The organism is Shinella pollutisoli (genome assembly GCF_024609765.1).
Lineage (GTDB): Bacteria > Pseudomonadota > Alphaproteobacteria > Rhizobiales > Rhizobiaceae > Shinella > Shinella pollutisoli.
On sequence record NZ_JANFDG010000012.1, the window covers coordinates 29,077 to 52,132 of the forward strand.

Sequence of the window (23,056 nt, forward strand, 5' to 3'; positions counted from 1 at the left end):
GGGCTTCAGGCACCGAGCGCCCCCTGATGGACGACGATGCGGGCGTGATACGACACGCGCTTGTAGAGGTCGATGACGTCCTGGTTGACGAGCCGCACGCAGCCCGACGAGGTCGCCTTGCCGATCGAGTCCCATTCCGGCGTGCCGTGCAGGCGGTAGAGCGTATCCTTGCCGTCCTGGAAGATGTAGAGGGCGCGGGCGCCGAGCGGGTTCTTGATGCCGGGCTCCATGCCGCCGTTCTCGACGGAATAGCGCGCAAGGCCCGGCTGGCGGGCGATCATGTCGGCCGGCGGCTTCCAGCGCGGCCAGGGCTGGCGCCAGTGGATGATGCCCTCGCCTTCCCAGGCGAAGCCGTCGCGGCCGATGCCGACGCCGTAGCGCATCGCCGTGCCGCCGGGCTCGACCACGTAGAGGAAGCGGCCGGGCGTGTCGACCACGACGGTGCCCGCGGGCTCGCCCGTCGGGTCCTTCACCCGCTGGCGGTAGTATTTCGGGTCCATCCTCGTATAGGGCACGGCGGGGATGAGATGGCCGCCGTCCTCCAGCGCCGCATAGCGCGCCTCCAGCTCCTCCGCCGTCGGCGGCACGATCGGATAGCTGACCCTCTGCGGGATCGGCGGCCGCTTCAGCGACGAATCCGTGCCGGTCGTACACCCGGCAAGCACTGCGAACGAACCGAGGGCGAACGCCCTTCGCGACAAAAGACCGGACTCACGCATTCCGACACCCATTCCTGCAAGCGATAGAGGACCCGATGGCTAGCCAAGGGTCCTGCATGCTGGCAAGGCGGAGGGGATCACATCTTCGGCATCGCACGGCCGAAGTCGCGCGGGCGTGGCCGCCGCGACACGGGTGGCGGCGGCGGGCGTCAGCTCGACTGGCCGGCGAGCCAGTTGTGCCACTCGTCCTCGCTGCCGGCGAAGACGTTGAGGTCGATCCTGCCGTCGACGCCGTGCGACAGGCCGGAGCCGGAATATTGCCAGAACACCCAGCGGCGGTTCGGGTAGCGCACCGAGGGATGGGCGGCGACCGAGCGCAGCCAGAACGGATAGTCCTTGAGCTCGCCGGTCAGGTTGTCCTCGTAGAAGTCCGGCGCCGTGTAGATGATCGGCCGCTTGCCGTAGTGGCGCTCCAGCTTGTCCATGAAGGCCTTCATCTTCTCGAGCACGACGGCGCGCGACGGCCGCTTCTTGCACTTCGACTGGCCGTTCCACTCGACGTCGATCACCGGCGGCAGAGCGTCGGGATCGCGCGGCACGTTGCGGATGAACCAGTCGGCCTGCTCGGCGCCGGTGCGGCACCAGTAGAAGAAATGGTAGGCGCCGCGCTTCAGGCCGGCCGCCTTCGCCCCGTCCCAGTTCTTGCGGAACATCGGGTCGATGTGGTCCCCGCCGTCCGTCGCCTTGATATAGGCGAAGTTGGCGCCCTGCGTGCGCAGCCGGGCCCAGTCGATATTGCCCTGCCAGCGCGACACGTCGACGCCGTGCACCTGGTAGTGCTTCGGCGCGCGCTTGCCGAAATTGATCGGATGGGCGTCGCGGAACTGCTGGCTGTAGACGCGCGAGCGCTTCGGCAGCGGCCTGGACATGTTGAGGAGGCCGCGCGCGGGCTTTTCCTCCGGCACGACGGCCTGCGTCTCCGTCATCGCGTCGAAGGCGTGCGTCGCGGGCATGGCGCCCGCCCAGGCGAGCGTCTCCTGCCCGCCCTTGATCGCGCTTTCGCCCACCTCGACGGCAGGAACCGGCGCCGACTTGGAGACCGAGCTCGTCGTCTCCGCCGACGGCTTGATCGACAGGGCCGCCACGGGATTGGAATTCGACGCACAGCCGGCCATCGAAACACAGGCAAGCAGGGCCACAGACAGGACCAACAGACGCATGGGCACTCGCACGCAAGACAAAGACGACGCCCCGCCGCGGAAGGCCGCGAACGGAATTGCTAACGGAAGGTTAGCGCCAAATGTTAAATGCAAGGTTTACGCGGCTTGAGTCTTTTCAACCCTTTGCCGCCGCCGCGCGCAGCCGCCGGCGGGTCTCCGTCGGGCTCTCTCGGTAATGCGCGCGGTAGCTGCGCGAGAAGGCGGAGGAGGAGTTGAAGCCGGTGAGCGCCGCGATGTCGGCGAAGTCGAGCCGCGTCTCGATCACCTTGCGCCGCGCCGCGTTGAGCCGGAGCGCCAGGTAATGCTGGTGCGGCGCCACGTCCATCGTCTCGCGGAAGAGGTCCTGCAGGTGGCGCGGGCTGACGCCGACGCGCCGCGACAGTTTCGCAAGCGTCAGCGGCGCGTCCACCGTCTCCTCCATCAGCCGCACCGCCTGGCTCACCCGCTGGTCGGCGACGCGCATGTTGCCGAGCGCCGGCACCGGCAAGAGCCCGCCGCTGCGCTCGTGCTCGTAGATGAAGAGCCGCGACACCTCCAGCGCCAGCGAATAGCCCTGCCGCCGGCGGATGATCTCCAGCATCAGGTCGAGCGTCGGCAGCGAGCCGCCGGTGGTGATGCGCTTGCCGTCGATGACGTAGCGCTCGCCGATGACCGCGATCTGCGGATGGCGGCTTGCGAACTCCTCCCTGTCCTCCCAGTGGACCGTGACGGAATGGCCGTCGAGCAGGCTCGCGGCGGCGAGCAGCCAGCTTCCCGATTCGATGCCGGCCATCAGGCTGCGGTGGCGCGCGGTGCGGGAAAGCTGCATGCGCAGCGCCGCCGTGGCGCTTTTCTGCCACTGGTAGCTCGCGAGCACGAAGAGCGGCGCCTCCTCCTTGTCCGGCCGGAACGGCCCGTCGACCGGCACGGGGATGCGGCTCTGCGTCGCCACCGGCAGCCCGTCCGGCGAGAAGATGCGCCAGCGGTAGAGTTCGCGGCCGGAGATGCGGTTCGCCGCGCGAAGCGGCTCGATCACCGAGGCGGCGAGGATCAGGTTCGTCTCCGGCAGCACCAGGATGTCGATGTCGAGGCTTTCGGAGGACGGGTCGAGCATGGCGGGAGCATGCGCGTCGGCCGCCTGAATTGTCAAGGATAGTGCCGAAAAGTGAAAGCACGCCGCGCCGCCGTGGTCCGTAATGGGGCGACTGGAATTCGGGAGGAACCCATGCCGCTAGCCATGAACCGCGACGTCTTCATCACCTGCGCCGTCACCGGCTCCGGTGACACCGCCGGCAAGTCGCCGCATGTGCCGCGCTCGCCCAAGGCGATCGCCGAGGCGGCGATCGACGCGGCCAAGGCCGGCGCGGCGATCGTCCACTGCCACGTCCGCGATCCCGAGACCGGGGCGCCGAGCCGCCGCAACGATCTCTACAGGGAGGTGACCGACCGCATCCGCCAGGCGGAGGTCGACGTCGTCTTGAACCTGACGGCCGGCATGGGCGGCGACATGATCTTCGGCGACGTCGAGAGCCCGCTGCCGCTGAAGCCCGAGGGCACCGACATGGCCGGCGCCACCGAGCGCGTCTCCCATGTCGCCGAGTGCCTTCCGGAGATCTGTACGCTCGACTGCGGCACGATGAACTTCTCGCTCGGCGACTACGTGATGACCAACACGCCGTCGATGCTGCGCGCCATGGCGCGCAAGATGACCGAGCTCGGCGTCCGCCCCGAGATCGAGGCCTTCGACACCGGTCATCTCTGGTTCGCCAAGCAGCTCGCCGAGGAAGGCATCATCGAGGACCCGGTCCTCATCCAGCTCTGCATGGGCATCCCGTGGGGCGCGCCGGACGATCTCAACACCTACATGGCGATGGTCAACAACGTGCCGGCGAACTGGACCTTCTCCGCCTTCTCCATCGGCCGCAACGCCATGGCCTACCCGGCGGCCGCCGTGCTCGCCGGCGGCAACGTCCGCGTCGGGCTGGAGGACAACCTCTACATCGCCAAGGGCCAGCTCGCCACAAACGCGCAGCTCGTCGAGAAGGCCGTCTCCATCGTCGAGAACATGGGCGCCCGCGTCATCGGCCCGGCCGAGGTGCGCGAGAAATTGAAGCTGACGAAGCGCTGAGCAAAGCCCCTTCATCCGCCCTTCGGGCACCTTCTCCCCGGTGGGGAGAAGGGAATACCGGCGGCGCTGCAAGTCCCCTTCTCCCCACCGGGGAGAAGGTGCCGGCAGGCGGATGAGGGGGCGGAGACGCCATGGAAGAATGACAGGGGAACCACAATGACCAGTATCACCAAGGCCGCCTGCATCGGCGGCGGCGTCATCGGCGGGGCCTGGGCGGCCCGCTTCGCGCTCGCCGGCATCGATGTCAACATCTTCGACCCGCATCCGCAGGCCGAGCGCATCATCGGCGAGGTCATGGCGAACGCCGAGCGCGCCTACGGCATGCTGACCATGGCGCCCCTGCCGCCGAAGGGAAAGCTCATCTTCTGCAAGAGCCTCGAAGAGGCCGTCGAAGGCGTTGACTGGATTCAGGAAAGCGTGCCCGAGCGGCTGGAGCTGAAGCGCGGCGTCATCACCGCGATCGCCGCCGCCGCCGACCCCAAGGCGCTGATCGGCTCCTCCACCTCCGGCCTGATGCCGAGCGACCTGCAGCGCGACATGAAGCATCCCGAGCGCCTGTTCGTCGCACATCCCTACAACCCGGTCTATCTCCTGCCGCTCGCCGAGCTCGTCGGCGGCGAGAAGACGTCGCGCGCCGTGCTGGAGGAGGCCAAGGCCAAGCTCGCCCCCATCGGCATGAAGGGCGTGATCATCAACAAGGAGATCGAGGCCTTCGTCGGCGATCGCCTGCTGGAGGCCGTCTGGCGCGAGGGTCTCTGGCTCATCAAGGACGACATCTGCGACACCGAGACGCTGGACGACGTCATCCGCTATTCCTTCGGCCTGCGCTGGGCGCAGATGGGCATGTTCGAGACCTACCGCATTGCCGGCGGCGAGGCCGGCATGCGCCACTTCCTCGCCCAGTTCGGCCCCTGCCTCTCCTGGCCCTGGACGAAGCTCACCAACGTCGTCGACCTCAACAACGCGCTGGTGGAGAAGATCGCCGAGCAGTCCGACGCCCAGTCCGGCGCGCGCGGCATCCGCGAGCTGGAGCGCATCCGCGACCAGAACCTCGTCGGCATCATGCACGCGCTGAAGGCCGGCGACGACGGCCGCGGCTGGGGTGCCGGCAAGCTGCTCGCCGAATTCGAGGAAGGGCTCTGGGCGAAGGCCGGCAAGGCGAAGGTCGACGTCTCCGCGGCCGGGCCGCTCCGCCTCGTCGACACCAGGGTCAACGCCGCCTGGGTCGACTACAACGGCCACATGACCGAGCACCGCTATCTCCAGCTCTTCGGCGACACGTCTGACGCGCTGCTCCGCCTGATCGGCGTCGACTTCGCCTATGTCGAGGCCGGCCACAGCTACTACACGGTGGAGACCCACATCCGCCATCTCGGCGAGGCGAAGCTCGGGCAGGCACTCTACACGACGCTCCAGCTTCTCGCCTCCGACGACAAGCGCCTGCACTTCTTCACCCGCATTCACGACGCGGCGACCGGTGAGGTCATCGCCACGGCGGAGCAGATGATGCTGCATGTGGACAGCAAGGCTGGGAAGAGCGTCTCCGCACCGGCCGAGGTGCTGGCGAGGATCGCGCCGATCGCGGAAGCGCATACGAAACTGCCGCTGCCGGAGGGGGCGGGGCGCAGCGTGGGGCAGAAAAAACACAGCGAAGGCTGAACGGAAGCGGCCCCTCACCCTAACCCTCTCCCCGCAAGCGGGGAGAGGGGACCTGCCAAACGCAGGGTGCGGGATGGAGGAAACCGGCGCGGCATATCCCTTCTCCCCGCCTGCGGGGAGAGGTGGCGGCAGCCGGTTGAGGGGCAATGAGAAACGGGAGGAGCCATCGATGAATTTCGGATTGACCGACGAACAGCAGATGATCGTGGACACGGTCCGCGCCTTCGTCGAGACGGAAATCTATCCGCACGAGAACGAGGTCGAACGCACCGGCCATGTGCCGCCGGAGCTCGGCCGCGAGATCGCGCGGAAATGCAGGGAGCTCGGCTTCTTCGCCTGCAACTTCCCCGAGGAGGTCGGCGGCGCCGGGCTCGACCACACGTCCTTCACGCTGGTCGAGCGCGAGCTCGGCCGCGGCTCGATGGCGCTCACCGTCTTCTTCGGCCGCCCCTCCGGCATCCTGATGGCCTGCGAGGGCGAGCAGCGCGAGCGCTACCTGCTGCCCGCCGTCCGCGGCGAGCGGTTCGACGCGCTCGCCATGACCGAGCCCGACGCCGGCTCCGACGTGCGCGGCATGAAATGCTTCGCGCGAAAGGACGGCGACGACTGGGTCGTCAACGGCACCAAGCACTTCATCAGCCACGCCGACATCGCCGATTTCGTCATCGTCTTCATCGCCACCGGCGAGGAGGAGACGCCGCGCGGGAAGAAGAAGCTGATCACCTGCTTCCTCGTCGACCGCGGCACGCCGGGCTTCACGATCCGCGAGGGCTACAATTCCGTCTCGCACCGCGGCTACAAGAACTGCATCCTCTCCTTCGACGATTGCCGGCTCCCCTCCTCCCAGATCCTCGGCGAGCTGCACAAGGGCTTCGACATCGCCAACGACTGGCTCTACGCCACGCGGCTCACCGTCGCCGCCACCTCCGTCGGCCGGGCGCGGCGCGCCTTCGACTACGCGCTGAATTACGCGGCGGAGCGAAAACAGTTCGGCAAGCCGATCGGCGCCAACCAGGGCGTCTCCTTCAAGCTCGCCGACATGATCACCGAGATCGACGCCGCCGACCTCTTGACGCTGTCCGCCGCCTGGCGGCTCGACCAGGGTCTTCCCGCGAACCGCGAGATCGCCTCGGCAAAAGTCTTCGCCACGGAAATGCTCGCCCGCGTCACCGACGAGGCGATCCAGATTTTCGGCGGCATGGGCCTGATGGACGACCTGCCGCTCGCCCGCTTCTGGCGCGACGCGCGCGTCGAGCGTATCTGGGACGGCACCTCGGAGATCCAGCGCCACATCATCAGCCGCGACCTGCTGCGGCCGCTGGGGGCATGAGGATGGGAACCGGCGCTACCCCCCTCTGCCCTGCCGGGCATCTCCCCCTCGGGGGCAGGGCTATCGCAGATGACGCAACGCTGCCGTTTTCCCCTTCTCCCCGCCGGGGAGAAGGAGAAGGTGACCCGAAGGGTCGGATGAGGGGGCAAGCGCGCCGTATTTCGCTTCGCTCACCTCCTCATCCCGCTGCCGCGACCTTCTCCCCGCCGGGGAGAAGGGGAAGGAGACACTCTCATGATTCCGGAGGAGATTGCCCTGTCTTGAGGGAGAGATGCCCGGCAGGGCAGAGGGGGGTATCCGCATGACCCGCCCCCTCGACCGTCTCATCCGCCCGAGATCCATCGCCGTCTTCGGCGGCAAGGAAGCGCGGCGCGTCGTCGAGCAATGCGACAAGATGGGCTTTGCCGGCGAGATCTGGCCGGTGCATCCGCGCGAGGAAGAAATCCTCGGCCGCAAGTGCTACCGCTCCGTCGCCGACCTGCCGGCCGCCCCCGACGCCTCCTTCGTCGGCGTCAACCGTGGGCTCACCGTCGAGATCATCCGCGCGCTTTCCGCGCGCGGCGCCGGCGGCGCGGTCTGCTACGCGTCGGGCTTCCGCGAGGCGGTGAGCGAGCTTGCCGACGGCGACGACCTGCAGGCCGCGCTGGTGGAGGCTGCCGGCGACATGCCGATCCTCGGGCCGAACTGCTACGGCTTCATCAACATGCTGGACGGCGCCCTGCTCTGGCCGGACCAGCACGGCATGGTCCGCACGGAGCGCGGCGTCGCCGTGCTCACCCAGTCCTCCAACATCGCCTGCAACGTCTCGATGCAGCGGCGCGGCCTGCCGCTCGCCTATATTCTGACGGCCGGCAACCAGGCGCAGACCGGCCTCGCCGACCTTGCGCTGACGGCGCTGGAGGACCCGCGCGTCACCGCCGTCGGCCTGCATGTCGAGGGCTTCGACAGCCTCGAATCGCTGGAACGCCTCGGTCTTCGCGCCCGCGCGCTGAAGAAGCCCGTCGTGGTGCTGAAGGTCGGCAAGTCGGAACAGGCGCAGCTCGCGACCGTCTCGCACACCGCCTCGCTCGCCGGCAACGACGCCGTCTCCTCGGCGCTGCTTGCCCGCCTCGGCATCGGCCGGGTGGAGACGCTGCCGGAACTGCTCGAGACGCTGAAGCTGCTGCATGTCGCAGGCCCCCTTGAGAGCCGCGACATCTCCTCGATGAGCTGCTCGGGCGGCGAGGCCTCGCTGATGGCGGATGCCGGCGTCAGGCGGAAGATCGTCTACCGCGCGCTGAGGGACGAACAGCGCCGGCCGTTGCGCGACACGCTCGGCCAGATGGTGACGCTCGCCAACCCGCTCGACTACCACACCTTCGTCTGGGGCAACCGCGAGAAGCTCGCCGACGCCTTCACGACGATGCTGCGGGGCGGCTATGCGCTGAACCTCGTCGTGCTCGACTTCCCCCGCCTCGACCGCTGCGACGCGACCGACTGGCTGACCACCTGCCACGCCCTCGTCGACGCCGCGAAAGTGACCGGCGCGAAGGCCGGCATCGTTGCCAGCATGGCCGAGAACATGCCGGAAGAGACCGCCGACGCCCTGATGGCGGAGGGCGTCGTGCCCTTCCTCGGCATCGAGGAGGCGCTGGCCGCCGCGGAGACGGCGGCCGCCATCGGCGAGGCCTGGGCGAGGCCCGCGCCCGCCCCCCTCCTCAAGGCGGCAGCGGCGGAGGGCGGGCCCGTCACGCTCACCGAGCACGAGGCCAAGCGGGCGCTTGCCGCCCACGGCCTGCCGGTGCCGGAAGGGATGACCGCCGAAACCGCCGAGGCCGCCGCCGACGCGGCGGAAAGACTCGGCTTCCCGGTGGTGCTGAAGGGCCTCGGCGTCGCCCACAAGACGGAAGCCGGCGCGGTGAAGCTCAACCTTGCGAGCCGCCGGGCCGTGCTCGACGCGGCGGAAGCCATGGCTGGCGTCGCCTCGGGCTTCCTCGTGGAGCGCATGGTGGGAAGGCCGGTCGCCGAGCTGATCGTCGGGGCGATGCGCGATCCGGTCGCCGGCCCCGTCCTGACCGTCGGCGCCGGCGGCATCCTCGTTGAGCTGCTGGAGGATTCCGCCATCCTGACGCTGCCGACGGACGAGGCGTCGATCCGCGCGGCGGTCTCGGGCCTCAAGGTGGCGAAGCTGCTCGCCGGCTATCGCGGCGGAGCGAAGGGCGACATGGACGCGCTCGTCGCCGCCGTCGCATCGGCGGCATCCTATGTCGTTTCAAACGCTTCAATTGTCGAAGAACTTGACGTTAATCCCATAATGGTGCTGCCGGAGGGCGACGGCGTCGTCGCCGCCGATGCACTGATCCGTCTGAGGAAGTGAGCCCATGTCCGGACCGATCCGCCAGCGCCGCGAAGGCGGCATCCTCGAAGTCACCATCGACCGTCCCAAGGCGAACGCCATCGACCTTGCGACGAGCCGCATCATGGGCGAGGTCTTCCGCGATTTCCGTGACGACGACACGCTGCGCGTCGCCATCGTCACCGGCGCGGGCGAGAAGTTCTTTTGTCCCGGCTGGGATCTCAAGGCGGCCGCCGCCGGCGACGCGGTCGACGGCGACTACGGGGTCGGCGGCTTCGGCGGCATGCAGGAGCTGCGCGACCTCAACAAGCCGATCATCTGCGCCGTCAACGGCATCTGCTGCGGCGGCGGGCTGGAGATCGCGCTCTCCACCGACCTCATCCTCGCCGCCGAGCACGCGACCTTCGCGCTGCCGGAGATCCGCTCCGGCACGGTGGCCGACGCCGCCTCGATCAAGCTGCCGAAGCGCATCCCCTATCACATCGCCATGGACATGCTGCTCACCGGCCGCTGGCTCGACGTCGCGGAGGCGCATCGCTGGGGCTTCGTCAACGAGATCCTCCCGGCGGACAGGCTGATGGAACGCGCCTGGGAGCTGGCGCGGCTCCTCGAAAGCGGCCCGCCGCTCGTCTACGCCGCGATCAAGGAGGTCGTGCGCGCCGCCGAGGGCGAGACGTTCCAGACGACGATGAACCGCATCACCCGCCGGCAGTTCCGCACGGTGGACGTGCTCTATTCAAGCGAGGACCAACTGGAGGGCGCGCGCGCCTTCGCGGAGAAGCGCGACCCGGTCTGGAAGGGCCGCTGAGCGGGGACGGAAAGGAGGACGCGACGGGAGGAATCGAGCCGCGGCCGGCATAAATGTCGGTCAAGAGGTTGCCACGGCGGCCAAAACCGGAAATTCTGCCAACCATAACGACAATTGCCCACTCAAGGGCCAGTAAAGGGAACAGGGGAATGACTGATTACACCAAATATCTCACCACAGAGGTCGCGCTCGGCCGCATGAGCCGCCGCGAGTTCATGGGCCGCGCGGCCGCCTTCGGCATCACGCTCGCCGTCGCCGGCACCATGTTCGAGACCGCCGCCAGGGCGCAGGAACCGAAGCGCGGCGGCCACCTGAAGCTCGGCCTCGAGGGCGCGTCGGCCACCGACTCGCGCGATCCCGCCAAGGCGCTCTCGCAGTTTATGTTCGTCGTCGGCCGCAACTGGGGCGACATGCTCGTCGAATCCGAGCCGCTGACCGGCCAGCCGGTGCCGGCACTCGCCGAATCCTGGGAGCCGTCCGCCGACGCCGCGACCTGGACCTTCACCATCCGCAAGGGCGTGAAGTTCCACGACGGCAAGGAGCTGACCGTCGACGACGTCATCAAGACGCTGCAGCGCCACACCGACGAGAAGTCGGAATCCGGCGCGCTCGGCGTCATGAAGTCGATCAAGGAGATCCGCGCCGACGGCGACAAGCTGGTCCTCGTGCTGACCGAGGGCAATGCCGACCTGCCGCTGCTTCTGACCGACTACCACCTCGTCATCCAGCCGAACGGCGGCCTCGACAATCCCGACGCGATGATCGGCACCGGTCCCTACAAGGTGACGAGCTTCGAGCCGGGCGTGCGCGCCACCTTCGAGCGCAACCAGGACGACTGGCGCCAGGACCGCGGCTTCGTCGACTCTGTCGAGATGATCGCGATGAACGACGCGACCGCCCGCATCGCCGCGCTCTCCTCCGGCCAGGTGCACTACATCAACCGCGTCGACCCGAAGACCGTGGACCTCTTGAAGCGCGCGCCGACTGTCGAGATCCTCTCGACCTCCGGCCGCGGCCACTACGTCTTCATCATGCATTGCAACACCGCGCCCTTCGACAACGTCGACCTGCGCCTCGCGCTGAAATACGCGATGGACCGCGAGACGATGCTCGACAAGGTGCTCGGCGGCTACGGCAAGATCGGCAACGACTTCCCGATCAACGAGACCTACGCGCTCTTCCCGGAAGGCATCGAGCAGCGCGCCTACGATCCGGACAAGGCGGCCTTCCACTACAAGAAGTCCGGCCACAGCGGCTCGGTGCTGCTGCGCACCTCCGACGTCGCCTTCCCGGGCGCCGTCGACGCCGCCGTGCTCTACCAGGAGAGCGCCAAGAAGGCCGGCATCGAGATCGAGGTCAAGCGCGAGCCCGGCGACGGCTACTGGTCGAACGTCTGGAACGTCCAGCCCTTCTCCACCTCCTACTGGGGCGGCCGGCCGACGCAGGACCAGATGTATTCCACCGCCTATCTCTCGACGGCGGACTGGAACGACACCCGTTTCCTGCGCGAGGACTTCGACAAGCTCCTGCTCGAGGCCCGCTCCGAGCTGGACGAGGCCAAGCGCAAGGACATGTACCGCACGATGGCGATGATGGTGCGCGACGAGGGCGGCCTGATCCTGCCGATGTTCAACGACTTCGTGAACGCCTGCGGCAAGAACGTGAAGGGCTACGTCCACGACATCGGCAACGACATGTCGAACGGCTACGTCGCAACCCGCGTGTGGCTCGACGCCTGATGGCGGCGGGCGGACCGGCGCACGGTCCGGAACTGACGACGGCGGCGGTTGCAGGCGAAGCCTTGCAGCCGTCCGGCGCCGCCGGGTCGATTGCGTCCACTGGAGCGGGCTCCCCGGGCAGCGAAGGCAAGCCTTCGGCCTGGGCGGGCTTCAAGAAGAAGAGCCCGCTGGCGGCCCTCGTCATCCAGCGTCTCGCGCTCAGCGTCATGCTGCTCTTCGCCGTGTCCCTGATGATCTTCGGGGGCGTGGAAGCGCTTCCCGGCGATTTCGCCTCGACCTATCTCGGCCAGTCGGCGACGCCGCAGGCGGTCGAGAACATCCGCAAGGACCTCGGCCTCGACCGGCCGGCCGCCACACGCTACTTCGAATGGCTGGGCGGCGCGCTCCAGGGCGATTTCGGCAGGTCCTGGGCCTCCAAGCAGTCGGTGAGCGAGCAGATCGGCAAGCGGCTCGGCAACTCGCTGTTCCTCGCCTTCTTCGCCGCCGCCATCTCCGTGCCGCTCGCCGTCGGCCTCGGCATGCTGGCGGTGCAGTACAGGAACCGCCTGCCGGACAAGATCATCAACGTGATCTCGCTTGCGGCGATCTCGCTGCCGGAATTCTTCGTCGGCTACCTGCTGATCCTGTTCTTCGCCGTGCAGCTCGGCGTCGCCACCTTCCCGGCGACGGTCTACGATTCGATGACCTTCGGCCAAAGGCTCTCGGCCATCGCGCTGCCGACCGCCACCCTCGTCCTCGTCGTGCTCGCCCACATGATGCGCATGACGCGGGCGGCGATCCTCAACGTCATGTCCTCGGCCTATGTCGAGACGGCGGAGCTCAAGGGCCTCTCAGGCCTGCGCATCATCGCCAGGCACGCGGCCCCCAATGCCGTGGCGCCGGTCGTCAACGTCATCGCCCTCAACCTCGCCTATCTCGTCGTCGGCGTCGTCGTGGTCGAGGTGGTCTTCGTCTATCCCGGCATGGGCCAGTACATGGTCGACGCCGTGACGGTGCGCGACATGCCGGTGGTGCAGGCCTGCGGCCTGATCTTCGCCGCCTTCTACATCTTCCTCAACATGGTCGCCGACATCATCGCGATCGTCGCGAACCCGAGATTGAGGCATCCGCGATGAGACTGTCCACCATCCCCATCAGCGCATGGATCGGCATGGCGGGCATCGCGCTCTCCGTCATCTGCGCCCTCTTCGCCCCGCTTCTCGCCCCCTACGGCGAAAGCCAGATCGTCGGCGCCATCTGGCAGCCGATGGGCGGCGAGCACCTGCTCGGCACCGACAATCTCGGCCGCGACCTGTTCTCGCGGCTGATCTTCGGCGCACGCACGACGATCTTCGTGGCGCTCGCCGCGACGATCCTGTCCTTCTCGCTCGGCATGCTGCTCTCCTTCACGGCGGCGGTGACGGGCGGCTTCGTCGACCAGGTGTTCTCGCGCTTCAACGACCTGATGATGGCGATCCCGACGCTGATCTTCGCCCTCGTCGTGCTGGCGGTGCTGCCGCAGCAGCTGTGGATCCTCATCCTCGTCATGGCCGTGCTCGACTCGACGCGCGTCTACCGCATCGGCCGGGCCGTCGCGCTCGACGTGGCGGTGATGGAATTCGTGGAAGCCGCGCGGCTTCGCGGCGAAGGCACGGGCTGGATCATCTTCCGCGAGATCCTGCCCAACACGCTCTCGCCGCTGCTTGCCGAGTTCGGCCTGCGCTTCGCCTTCTCGATCCTGTTCCTGTCGACCCTCTCCTTCCTCGGCCTCGGCATCCAGCCGCCGGCGGCCGACTGGGGCGGCATGGTCAAGGACAACAAGGACGGGATCATCTTCGGCATCTCCGCCGCCCTCATCCCGGGCGGCGCGATCGCCGGCCTCGCCATCTGCGTCAACCTCGTCGTCGACTGGCTGATGAAACGCACCTCCAGCCTGAAGGGAGGGCGCGGCGATGGCTAGCCTTCTTTCCGTCAAGAACCTGAAGATAGAGGCGACGAGCTATCCGCCGGGCGAGCCGCCGCGCACCGTCACCCTCGTCGAGGGCGTCTCCTTCGACGTCGAGAAGGGCAAGGTGCTCGGCCTCATCGGCGAATCCGGCGCCGGCAAGTCGACCATCGGCCTCACCTCGCTCGCCTACGGGCGCGGCGGGGTCAGGATCACCGGCGGCGAGGTGCTGCTCGACGGCGAGGACATCCTGAAGCTCTCGCCGGCCGGCATCCGCAAGGTGCGGGGCTGCAAGGTCTGCTACGTCGCGCAGTCGGCGGCGGCCGCCTTCAACCCGGCCCACCGGCTCGGCGAGCAGGTGATCGAGGCCTCGCTGAAGCACGGCATCATGAGCCGCGCGGAAGCGGAGAAGCGCGCCGTCCACCTCTTCGGCGTGCTCGGCCTGCCGAACCCGGAGACGTTCGGGCAGCGCTACCCGCACCAGGTCTCGGGCGGCCAGCTCCAGCGCGCCATGACCGCCATGGCGCTCTGCCCGAACCCCGAGCTGATCGTCTTCGACGAGCCGACGACGGCGCTCGACGTGACGACGCAGATCGACGTGCTCGCCGCGATCAAGCACGCCATCGAGGAGACGCATACGGCCGCTCTCTACATCACCCACGACCTCGCCGTGGTCGCGCAGATCACCGACGACATCCTCGTGCTGCGCCACGGCAAGATGGTGGAATACGGCCCGGTGAAGCAGATCATCGAGGCGCCGCGCGAGGACTACACCCGGGCGCTCGTCAACGTGCGCGGCACCAAGCGCGAGGAGGCCGCCGACCAGTCGGGCGCGCTCCTCAGGGTCGAGAACGTCACGGCCGGCTACGGCATGCTGCGGGTGCTGCAGGACGTCTCGCTGCACCTGCCGAAGGGCCAGACGCTCGCGGTGGTGGGCGAATCCGGCTCGGGCAAGTCGACGCTCGCCCGCGTCATCACCGGCCTGCTGCCGCCGCAGGAGGGCAGGATCACCTTCGACGGCAAGCCGCTGCCGAAGGCGCTGAAGGGCCGCAGCAACGACGAGCTGCGCCGCATCCAGATGATCTACCAGATGGCCGACACGGCGATGAACCCGCGCCAGACGGTGCGCGACATCATCGGCCGGCCGCTCACCTTCTACTACGGCCTGCGCGGCGAGAAGAAGACCGCCCGGGTGAAGGAGCTCCTGGAGCAGATCGAGATGGGCGGCCGCTTCGCCGACCGCTACCCGGCCGAGCTTTCCGGCGGCCAGAAGCAGCGGGTGGCGATCGCCCGCGCTCTTGCGGCCTCGCCCGAGCTCATCCTCTGCGACGAGCCGACCTCCGCGCTCGACCCGCTGGTGGCGGAGGGCATCCTCAATCTCCTCCACAAGCTGCAGGAGGAGACGCAGGTCTCCTATGTCTTCATCACCCACGACATCGCCATCGTCCGCGCCATCGCCGACAGCGTCGCGGTGATGCACCGCGGCCGGCTGGTGCGCTTCGGCCCGAAGTCGAAGGTGCTGTCGCCGCCCTTCGACGACTATACCGACCTGCTGCTGAAGTCGGTGCCGGAAATGGAGATCGGTTGGCTGGAACGGGTGCTGGAAACCCGGCGGATGGAGAGCGCGGGCAACTGAGGCGCCTTACCCTCCCCTCGATGGGGAAGATCGGAGCGGAGCTCCGGGGGGTGGAGTGAAGCGGCATACGCATCCCCCGCCCGCCGCTGCGCGGCGACCGCCTCCATCAAGGGGAGATGGGGTGCCCCACGCAACCGAGGAGCGAAGATGCCCCTCATCCGCCTGCCGGCACCTTCTCCCCGCAAGCGGGGAGAAGGAAACGAGCGGCGACGGCTTCCTTCGGAAAACGGCCCGGCATACCCCTTCTCCCCGCTTGCGGGGAGAAGGTCGCGGCAGCGGGATGAGGGGCAGCCTCCGCGAGGGACCGGGCCTCGACGGTGGGGTGAAGCGGCAAGCTCAGCGTCCGCGGCTCACCCTCACCCGCCGCTTCGCGGCGGTCTCCTCATCAAAGGAGAGGTGGGGGTGCCCTGCGCAGCCGAGGGGCGAAGATGCCCCTCGTCCGCCTGCCGGCACCTTCTCCCCGCAAGCAGGGAGAAGGAAACGAGCGGCGACGGCTTTCTTCGGAAAACGGCGCGGCATACCCCTTCTCCCCGCTTGCGGGGAGAAGGGCGCGGCAGCGGGATGAGGGGCAGTCTCCGCGAGCGGGCCGGGCCTCGACGCGCCGACGATGCCGCGCCTCACCCTCACTCCTGCGTGCAGCGCACGTCTCCGAGCCGGCTTGCCGCCTCGCCCTCCGCGACTACCGTGTCGTCGCCGCGCGCGACGCAATTGCCCGTCTCGCCGGCGCCGCTGCGGAACTTCACCAGCGGCTGACCCTCGATCATGATGCTCGGCACGATCTCGTAGAGCTCTGGCGGGCAGTTGACGACGTCGGAGAGCCTGAGCGCCGGCGCGCCGCCGATGAAGACGCTCTGCGCGCCGGTTAGCGCGCAGGCGGGAATGGGGGCGGCCGTCTCCGCCGCTCCGGCCGGCGGGAGGCCGAATGCGGCGAGCAGGCCGGAAAGATGCAGGAACCGTTTCATGCCGTCCTCCTCCGTTCGAGCGACAGCGCCCTCAGGACCTCCAGTGCCCGGATGGCCTCGCGCTCGGGCACGAAGATGTGGTCGTGGTAGAAACCGGCCACCACGTTGGCGCTGATACCCGCCCCGGTCAAGGCGGTCGCGAAGGCGGCCGTGAGCCCGACGGCCTCCAGCGAGGAATGGACGGTGAGCGTGATCAGCCGCATCGGCGGGCTTATCGCAAGCCCCTCGGCCGCGTCCGCCGGCAGGATCAGCGTCACGCCCTCCGCCTCCCGAAAGAAGCCGATGGCCTCGCGCATCGGAGAGACCGGGAGATCGTCCGCCGGCACGCTCGCAAAGACGAAGACGCCGTCCGCCAGCGCCGGCTCCATGGAAGCGAGCAGCGCGTCGAGATCGGTGCCGCCGCTCACGACGCGGCCATCCGGGCGACGGCATTGCAGAGCGCCGCAAAGCCGGCGGCCGCCCCCTCGCTCATGAAGCGGGCGCGCAGCCAGGCGTGCACCATCTGCGGCTCCTCGCGGAATTCCACCGAGACGCCGGCGAGCGCCAGCCGCGCGGCATAGGCGCGCGCGTCGTCGCGCAGCGGATCGAAGCGGGCGGCGGTGACGAAGGCGGGCGGCAGGCCGGCGAGGTCTTCCGCACCGAGCGGGAAGGCATGCGCGTCGCCGGCCGGCGCCTTGTAGACATCGCGGTACCAGGCGACGTCGGCCGTCGACAGCCCGGGCGCGTCGGCCATCTCCACGTAGGAGCCGGAGACGAGGTCGCCGCCGAGCGCCGGATAGACGAGCGCCTGCCCGACGATGCCCGTAAGACCCGCGTCGCGCGCCTTGAGCACGATGCCGGCGGCGAGGTTGCCGCCGGCGCTGTCGCCGGCGACGACCAGCGGCCGGCCGTCGAGCAGGAGATCGACCAGCACCGCCCAGCAATCGTCGAAGGCGGCGGGCCAGACATGCTCCGGCGACAGGCGGTAGTCGACCGAGACGAGCTCGGCGCCCGCCGCCTCGGCGAGCTCCGCGCAGATCGCGTCGTGGCTGTCGAGCGAGCCGACGACGAAGCCGCCGCCGTGGATGTAGAGGACGCGCGCGCGGGCGCTGGCGGCCGCGGGCCGGTAGCGGCGCACGGGGATGCGCTCCGCCACCAGGGCGTCCTCCTTCGCCATGCCGGCGGGCGCGGCCGCGTCGAAGGCGGCGCAGAGCGCGTCGTACCAGCGCCGCTGCCGGGCGATGTCGGCCGAGACGGCGTCGGCCGGATAGAAATCCTCGCAGCGCTTCAGGAAGGCGAGGATCCCCGCCTCGCTCGGCATCGGGCGTTCGGTCATGGCGTCTTGCGGAGCATTCGGCTCCTCCCTTCATTCCCGGTGGTGCGGCCGATCATAGCATGCCGCACCGCGCCGCCGACGCGGCGCGCGGTTTTCCCCGGCGAATTTTCGGCGCTTGCCTCGGCGCGCGCCGCCCTGTTAAGTCGCGCCATGGCGTTCACCCTCAGGCAGCTGCAGTATTTCGTCGCCGTCGCGGAACAGGGGTCCGTGACGCGGGCGGCGCATCACCTGTCGATCTCGCAATCCTCGATCACCGAGGCGATCAAGGAGCTTGAAAGCGACCTCGGCGTCGAGCTCTTCGAGCGCCACCCGCGCGGGCTCACCACCACGCACAACGGCCACCAGTTCCTGCGCCACGCGACGAAGATCCTCGCCAGCGTCTCCGACGCCCGCCGTTCCTTCGCCGACGACCGGACGGCGGAGAAGGGCCAGCTCAACCTCGGCGTCACCTCGCTCGTCGCCGGCTACGTGCTTTCCGACCTGCTCTCGCGCTACCGCCGCGCCTTCCCCGGCATCGAGGTCAGCGCCATCGAGGACAACGGCTCCTATCTGGAGCACCTGCTCGTCGGCGGCGAGCTCGACGTCGCCGTCATGGTCATCTCGAACCTGCGCGACCGCATGGCGCTGCAGGCGGAAATCCTCGAAACCTCGCCCTATCGCCTCTGGCTGCCGCTCGGCCATCCGCTGGTCTCGGCCGACATCATCTCCATCGACGACATCACCCGGGAGCCGCTGATCATGCTGACGGTGGACGAGATCGAGGAGAACACGGGAAAGCTGCTTTCAGCACTCGGCGCCCGCCCGCACGTCGCCTTCCGCACCCGCTCGGTGGAAGCCGTGCGCAGCCTGGTGGCGACCGGCGCGGGCATCGCGCTGCTCCCCGACCTCGTCTACCGGCCGTGGTCGCTCGAAGGCGACCGCATCGAGAGCCGCGACGTCTCCGGCGCCCTGCCGGTTGTGCAGGTCGGCATGGTCTGGCGCAAGGGCTCCAGCCTGCCGCAGGCCGCGCGCGACTTCGTCGGGCTGGCGGAGGCGCTGCGCAGCGGGCGCGGGCGGTAGCGAAAGCCCGCGGATTCGGTTTTTCCGATATCGTCTTTCTGATTAATGGATTTGCGAAAGCGGCGAAATCGCGGCACCTTCTCCTCCGGGAACAATACCGCAGACAAGCGGATCAACCGGGAGACTGACATGAAGCGAACCCTGCATTCCTGCACCGCGCTGACCCTTTCGCTCGCCTTCGCCACCGCCGCCATCGCCCAGGAGCCGCTGAAGGAGCTCGGCCCCGGCGAGGGCGAGGTCTCGATCGTCGCCTGGGCCGGCTACATCGAGCGCGGCGAGACGGACAAGGCCTACGACTGGGTCACCGCGTTCGAGGAGAAGACGAGCTGCAAGGTGACGGTGAAGACCGCCGCCACGTCCGACGAGATGGTGGCGCTGATGAACGAGGGCGGCTTCGACCTCGTCACCGCCTCCGGCGACGCCTCGCTGCGCCTCGTCGCGGGCAAGCGCGTCCAGCCGATCAACACCGACCTCATCCCGAGCTGGAAGACCGTCGACGAGCGCCTGCAGAACGCGCCCTGGCACACGGTGGGCGGCGTCCACTACGGCACGCCCTATCTCTGGGGGCCGAACGTGCTGATGTACAACACCGAGGCCTTCAAGGGCGAGGCGCCGACGAGCTGGAAGGTCGTCTTCGAGGAGATGACGCTGCCGGACGGCAAGTCGAACAAGGGCCGCGTGCAGGCCTATGACGGTCCGATCCACATCGCCGACGCCGCGCTCTACCTGATGGCGCACAAGCCGGACCTCGGCATCAAGGACCCGTACGAGCTCAACGAGGACCAGTACAAGGCCGCCCTCGACCTGCTTCGCGGCCAGCGCGCGCTGGTCGGCCGCTACTGGCACGACGCGATGATCCAGATCGACGACTTCAAGAACGAGGGCGTCGTCGCCTCCGGCTCCTGGCCCTTCCAGGTCAACCTGATGAAGGCCGAGAACCAGCCGATCGCCTCGACCTTCCCGGAAGAGGGCGTCACCGGCTGGTCGGACACGACCATGCTGCACGCCGAAAGCCAGCATCCGAACTGCGCCTACATGTGGATGGAGCATTCGCTCTCGCCGAAGGTGCAGGGCGACGCCGCCGCCTGGTTCGGCGCGGTCCCCTCGGTCCCGGCGGCCTGCAAGGGCAATGCGCTCCTCACCGACGAGGGCTGCTCGACCAACGGCTTCGACAACTTCGAGAAGATCCGCTTCTGGCGCACGCCCACGACCAAGTGCGAGAGCCAGGGCGAATGCGTGCCCTATCACCGCTGGGTGTCGGACTATATCGGCGTGATCGGCGGGCGTTGATTTGAACGACGCGGCATACGTCTGATCCCCCTTGAGGGATTGTCGCGTGGGAAATGAGGGCCGTGCCTTTTTCCCCTTCTCCCCGGCGGGGAGAAGGTCGCGGCAGCGGGATGAGGGGGAACGCCGAAGGCGTGCCCTGCCCCCTCATCCGACCCTTCGGGCCACCTTCTCCCCGCCGGGGAGAAGGGGAAACCGCGCCGTTTTCCTGTGCCCATCGCCCAAGACAGAACCGGGAGCTTCCCATGACCGCCGTCCTGTTCCAGCAAGTATCCCGCCATTTCGGTGCCGTCAGGGCCGTCGACGACGTGGATCTCGCCATCGCCGAGGGCGAGTTCTTTGCGATGCTCGGGCCGTCCGGCTCCGGCAAGACGACGTGCCTGCGCCTGATGGCCGGCTTCGAGCAGCCGACCGCCGGCCATATCGAGATCTTCGGCGAGACGGCCGAGGGCGTGCCGCCCTACCGCCGCAACGTCAACACCGTCTTCCAGGACTACGCCCTCTTCCCGCACCTCTCGATCCTGGAGAACGTCGCCTACGGGCTGATGGTCAAGGGCGTCGCCAGGGCCGAGCGGCTGAAGGCGGCGGAAGAGGCGCTCGCCATGGTCAAGCTGCCCGGCTACGGCGCCCGCCGGCCCGGCCAGCTCTCCGGCGGCCAGCGCCAGCGCGTGGCGCTTGCGCGCGCGCTCGTCAACCGGCCGCGCGTGCTCCTCCTCGACGAGCCGCTCGGCGCGCTCGACCTCAAGCTGCGCGAGCAGATGCAGGAGGAGCTGAAGTCGCTGCAGAAGTCGCTCGGCATCACCTTCGTCTTCGTCACCCACGACCAGGGCGAGGCGCTGTCGATGGCCGACCGCATCGCCGTCTTCAACGACGGAAAAATCCAGCAGCTCGGCACGCCGGAGGAGGTCTACAAGCGGCCGAAGACGCGGTTCGTGGCCGATTTCGTCGGCTCCTCCAACGTGCTGACGCCCGACTTCGCCGCCTCGCTCGGCTTTCCGAGAACCTATGCGAGCCTGCGCCCCGAGGCGATCGCGCTCGGCGACGGCCCGGGCCGCAAGCGCTTCACCGGCACCGTCGCCGCCGCGAGCTTCCTCGGCGCCGCGACCCGCGTGACGGTCGAGGCGGCCGGCAACCGCATCGCCGCCATGCTGCCCGCCGCCGCCGGCGTGCCGGCGCCGGGCGAGGCCGTCACCCTCTCCTTCCTGCCCGAGGACCTGCATCCGATGGACGGTGAGCAATGAGCGCGCTCGCCGAACGCTCCATCCTCGAAGGGCGCGCGGGACCGGCCGGCCGGCTCTCCGACTTCTTCTGGCGCAACCCGAAGATCCTGCTGCTGCTGATGCTGACGCCGCCGCTGCTCTGGCTCGGCGTCATCTATCTGGGCTCGCTCTTCGCGCTGCTGCTCCAGAGCTTCTTCTCGATCGACGACTTTTCGGGGCTCATCAACTACGAGTTCACGCTGTCGACCTACCGGCAGCTCCTCATCCCCTCGAACTTCGACATCATCCTGCGCACCGTCGTCATGGCGGCGCTGGTGACGCTGGCCTCGGCGGCGATCGCCTTCCCCATCGCCTATTACGCGGCCCGCTACGCGCGCGGCAAATGGAAGGTCGTCTTCTATCTCGGCGTCATGCTGCCGCTCTGGTCGAGCTATCTCGTCAAGGTCTACGCCTGGAAGCTGATCCTCGCCAAGGAGGGCATCGTCACCTGGGCGCTCGCCAAGCTGCATCTCCTCTGGCTGCTCGACGCCTGGCTGTCGCTGCCCGTCGTCGGCGGCAACTCGCTGTCGATCAGCTATACCGGCACCTTCATCGTCTTCATCTACGTCTGGATGCCCTTCATGATCCTGCCGATCCAGGCGGCGCTGGAGCGCGTGCCCGGCAACCTGATCGAGGCCTCCGCCGACCTCGGCGGCAACCCGGCGCAGACCTTCCGCCACGTCATCTTCCCGCTGGCGCTGCCCGGCATCATCGCCGGCTCGATCTTCACCTTCTCGCTGACGCTCGGCGACTACATCATCCCGCAGATCATCGGCTCGTCGCGGCTCTTCATCGGCCAGGCGGTCTACGCCCAGCAGGGCACGGCCGGCAACATCCCGCTCGCCGCCGCCTTCACCGTCGTGCCGATCGTCATCATGGGCCTCTACCTCTGGATGGCCAAGCGACAGGGGGCCTTCGATGCGCTCTGACAGGAACACCGCCGCGCCCCTCGGCCTGAAGATCGCCGCCGGCTGCGGCCTCCTCTTCATGCACCTGCCGATCCTCTTGATCTTCCTCTACGCCTTCACGACGGAGGAGAAGAGCTACCAGTTCCCGCCGCCCGGCCTGACGCTGAAATGGTTCGCCGTCACCTGGGACAGGCCGGACGTGTGGGCGGCGCTCGGGCTGTCGGTGCGCGTCGCCGCGATCTCGACGGTGATCGCGCTGGTGCTCGGCACGCTCTGCGCGGCGGCCGTCAGCGGCTCGCGCTTCTTCGGCCGGGAGACGATCTCGCTGCTCGTCATCCTGCCGATCGCGCTTCCCGGCATCATCACCGGGATTGCGCTGCGCTCGGCCTTCTCGTTTGCGGAGATCCCCTTCTCCTTCTGGACGATCATCCTCGGCCACGCCACCTTCTGCGTCGTCGTGGTCTACAACAACGCGGTCGCCCGCTTCCGCCGCGTCTCCGGCTCGCTGGTCGAAGCCTCGATGGACCTCGGTGCCGACGGCTTCCAGACCTTCCGCTACGTCATCCTGCCGAACATCGGCACGGCGCTGCTCGCCGGCGGCATGCTCGCCTTCGCGCTCTCCTTCGACGAGGTGATCGTGACGACCTTCACCGCCGGCCAGCAGCAGACCCTGCCGATCTGGATGCTGGAGGAGCTGGTGCGCCCGCGCCAGCGGCCGGTGACGAACGTCGTCGCCATGGTCGTGGTGCTCGTCACCTTCCTGCCGATCCTCGGCGCCTACTACCTCACCCGCGACGGCGACCAGGTCGCCGGCGGCGGCAAATGAAACATGAGCGAATAGGGAGTAGC

Annotated in this window: 20 protein-coding genes; 14 read left to right on the forward strand and 6 right to left on the reverse strand. The window is 68.5% G+C overall.

Translation table 11 applies throughout. From position 1 onward, the window contains the following. Positions 1–5: 5 nt before the first annotated feature. From NNZ72_RS11345 to NNZ72_RS11355, 3 genes are all read right to left on the reverse strand, one after another. Positions 6–719, reverse strand: coding sequence for a L,D-transpeptidase (locus NNZ72_RS11345; RefSeq protein WP_257315426.1), 714 nt, complete (start codon positions 717–719; stop codon positions 6–8). A 149-nt stretch (positions 720–868) separates the two neighbouring features. Then, positions 869–1,879, reverse strand: a complete 1,011-nt coding sequence (locus tag NNZ72_RS11350) for a glycoside hydrolase family 25 protein (RefSeq protein ID WP_371747750.1) — start codon at positions 1,877–1,879, stop codon at positions 869–871. A gap of 115 nt (positions 1,880–1,994) precedes the next feature. After that, complete coding sequence (locus tag NNZ72_RS11355; RefSeq protein WP_257315529.1) at positions 1,995–2,972, reverse strand: GlxA family transcriptional regulator; 978 nt, start codon at positions 2,970–2,972, stop codon at positions 1,995–1,997. Between the two features lie 111 nt (positions 2,973–3,083). Here NNZ72_RS11355 and bcoG point away from each other — a divergent pair, with 111 nt between their 5' ends. The 9 genes from bcoG to NNZ72_RS11400 all read left to right on the forward strand — a co-directional run bounded on the left by bcoG (position 3,084) and on the right by NNZ72_RS11400 (position 15,417). After that, entirely contained in the window at positions 3,084–3,986 is a 903-nt protein-coding gene (gene bcoG, locus NNZ72_RS11360; RefSeq protein WP_257315427.1) for a 3-dehydrocarnitine:acetyl-CoA trimethylamine transferase BcoG, read from the forward strand. Between the two features lie 156 nt (positions 3,987–4,142). Next, a complete protein-coding gene (locus tag NNZ72_RS11365) occupies positions 4,143–5,645 on the forward strand; it encodes a carnitine 3-dehydrogenase (protein ID WP_257315428.1) in 1,503 nt (500 codons plus the stop codon). 169 nt (positions 5,646–5,814) lie between these two features. Then, positions 5,815–6,975, forward strand: coding sequence for an acyl-CoA dehydrogenase family protein (locus NNZ72_RS11370; protein ID WP_257315429.1), 1,161 nt, complete (start codon positions 5,815–5,817; stop codon positions 6,973–6,975). 301 nt (positions 6,976–7,276) lie between these two features. Then, the gene (locus tag NNZ72_RS11375) at positions 7,277–9,331 is read left to right on the forward strand and encodes an acetate--CoA ligase family protein (RefSeq protein ID WP_257315430.1); all 2,055 of its coding nucleotides are present in this window, start codon (positions 7,277–7,279) and stop codon (positions 9,329–9,331) included. A 4-nt stretch (positions 9,332–9,335) separates the two neighbouring features. Then, positions 9,336–10,118: a carnitinyl-CoA dehydratase gene (locus NNZ72_RS11380; protein ID WP_257315431.1), complete on the forward strand. Its 783-nt coding sequence runs from the start codon at positions 9,336–9,338 to the stop codon at positions 10,116–10,118. 149 nt (positions 10,119–10,267) lie between these two features. Next, complete coding sequence (locus NNZ72_RS11385; protein WP_257315432.1) at positions 10,268–11,857, forward strand: ABC transporter substrate-binding protein; 1,590 nt, start codon at positions 10,268–10,270, stop codon at positions 11,855–11,857. Next, positions 11,842–12,972, forward strand: coding sequence for an ABC transporter permease (locus NNZ72_RS11390; RefSeq protein ID WP_257315434.1), 1,131 nt, complete (start codon positions 11,842–11,844; stop codon positions 12,970–12,972). The genes NNZ72_RS11385 and NNZ72_RS11390 overlap by 16 nt, the downstream gene beginning before the upstream one ends. After that, entirely contained in the window at positions 12,969–13,796 is an 828-nt protein-coding gene (locus NNZ72_RS11395) for an ABC transporter permease (RefSeq protein ID WP_257315435.1), read from the forward strand. Before NNZ72_RS11390 ends, NNZ72_RS11395 begins: the two co-directional genes overlap by 4 nt. Then, entirely contained in the window at positions 13,789–15,417 is a 1,629-nt protein-coding gene (locus NNZ72_RS11400) for an ABC transporter ATP-binding protein (RefSeq protein WP_257315436.1), read from the forward strand. The genes NNZ72_RS11395 and NNZ72_RS11400 overlap by 8 nt, the downstream gene beginning before the upstream one ends. Positions 15,418–16,040: 623 nt before the next feature. Here the strand turns inward: NNZ72_RS11400 and NNZ72_RS11405 are convergent. The 3 genes from NNZ72_RS11405 to NNZ72_RS11415 are packed head-to-tail and all read right to left on the reverse strand — an operon-like array spanning position 16,041 to position 17,694. After that, the gene (locus NNZ72_RS11405) at positions 16,041–16,379 is read right to left on the reverse strand and encodes a PAAR domain-containing protein (RefSeq protein WP_257315437.1); all 339 of its coding nucleotides are present in this window, start codon (positions 16,377–16,379) and stop codon (positions 16,041–16,043) included. Beyond that, positions 16,376–16,786, reverse strand: a complete 411-nt coding sequence (locus tag NNZ72_RS11410; RefSeq protein WP_257315438.1) for an ACT domain-containing protein — start codon at positions 16,784–16,786, stop codon at positions 16,376–16,378. Before NNZ72_RS11410 ends, NNZ72_RS11405 begins: the two co-directional genes overlap by 4 nt. Then, positions 16,783–17,694 carry an alpha/beta hydrolase gene (locus NNZ72_RS11415; RefSeq protein WP_257315439.1) on the reverse strand — a complete coding sequence of 304 codons (912 nt, stop codon included), beginning with the start codon at positions 17,692–17,694 and terminating at the stop codon, positions 16,783–16,785. Before NNZ72_RS11415 ends, NNZ72_RS11410 begins: the two co-directional genes overlap by 4 nt. 150 nt (positions 17,695–17,844) lie before the next feature. On the opposite strand from NNZ72_RS11415, the gene NNZ72_RS11420 reads away from it, so the two are divergent. The 5 genes from NNZ72_RS11420 to NNZ72_RS11440 all read left to right on the forward strand — a co-directional run bounded on the left by NNZ72_RS11420 (position 17,845) and on the right by NNZ72_RS11440 (position 23,033). Further along, the gene (locus tag NNZ72_RS11420; protein WP_257315440.1) at positions 17,845–18,753 is read left to right on the forward strand and encodes a LysR family transcriptional regulator; all 909 of its coding nucleotides are present in this window, start codon (positions 17,845–17,847) and stop codon (positions 18,751–18,753) included. 129 nt (positions 18,754–18,882) lie between these two features. After that, on the forward strand, positions 18,883–20,043 hold the full coding sequence (locus tag NNZ72_RS11425) for an ABC transporter substrate-binding protein (RefSeq protein WP_257315441.1): 1,161 nt from the start codon (positions 18,883–18,885) through the stop codon (positions 20,041–20,043). Positions 20,044–20,285: 242 nt separating this feature from the next. Further along, entirely contained in the window at positions 20,286–21,281 is a 996-nt protein-coding gene (locus tag NNZ72_RS11430) for an ABC transporter ATP-binding protein (protein ID WP_257315442.1), read from the forward strand. Continuing rightward, positions 21,278–22,228 (forward strand): ABC transporter permease, encoded by a 951-nt coding sequence (locus NNZ72_RS11435; protein WP_257315443.1) that lies wholly within the window; start codon positions 21,278–21,280, stop codon positions 22,226–22,228. The genes NNZ72_RS11430 and NNZ72_RS11435 overlap by 4 nt, the downstream gene beginning before the upstream one ends. Then, a complete protein-coding gene (locus tag NNZ72_RS11440; protein WP_257315444.1) occupies positions 22,218–23,033 on the forward strand; it encodes an ABC transporter permease in 816 nt (271 codons plus the stop codon). The genes NNZ72_RS11435 and NNZ72_RS11440 overlap by 11 nt, the downstream gene beginning before the upstream one ends. Positions 23,034–23,056: the final 23 nt, after the last annotated feature.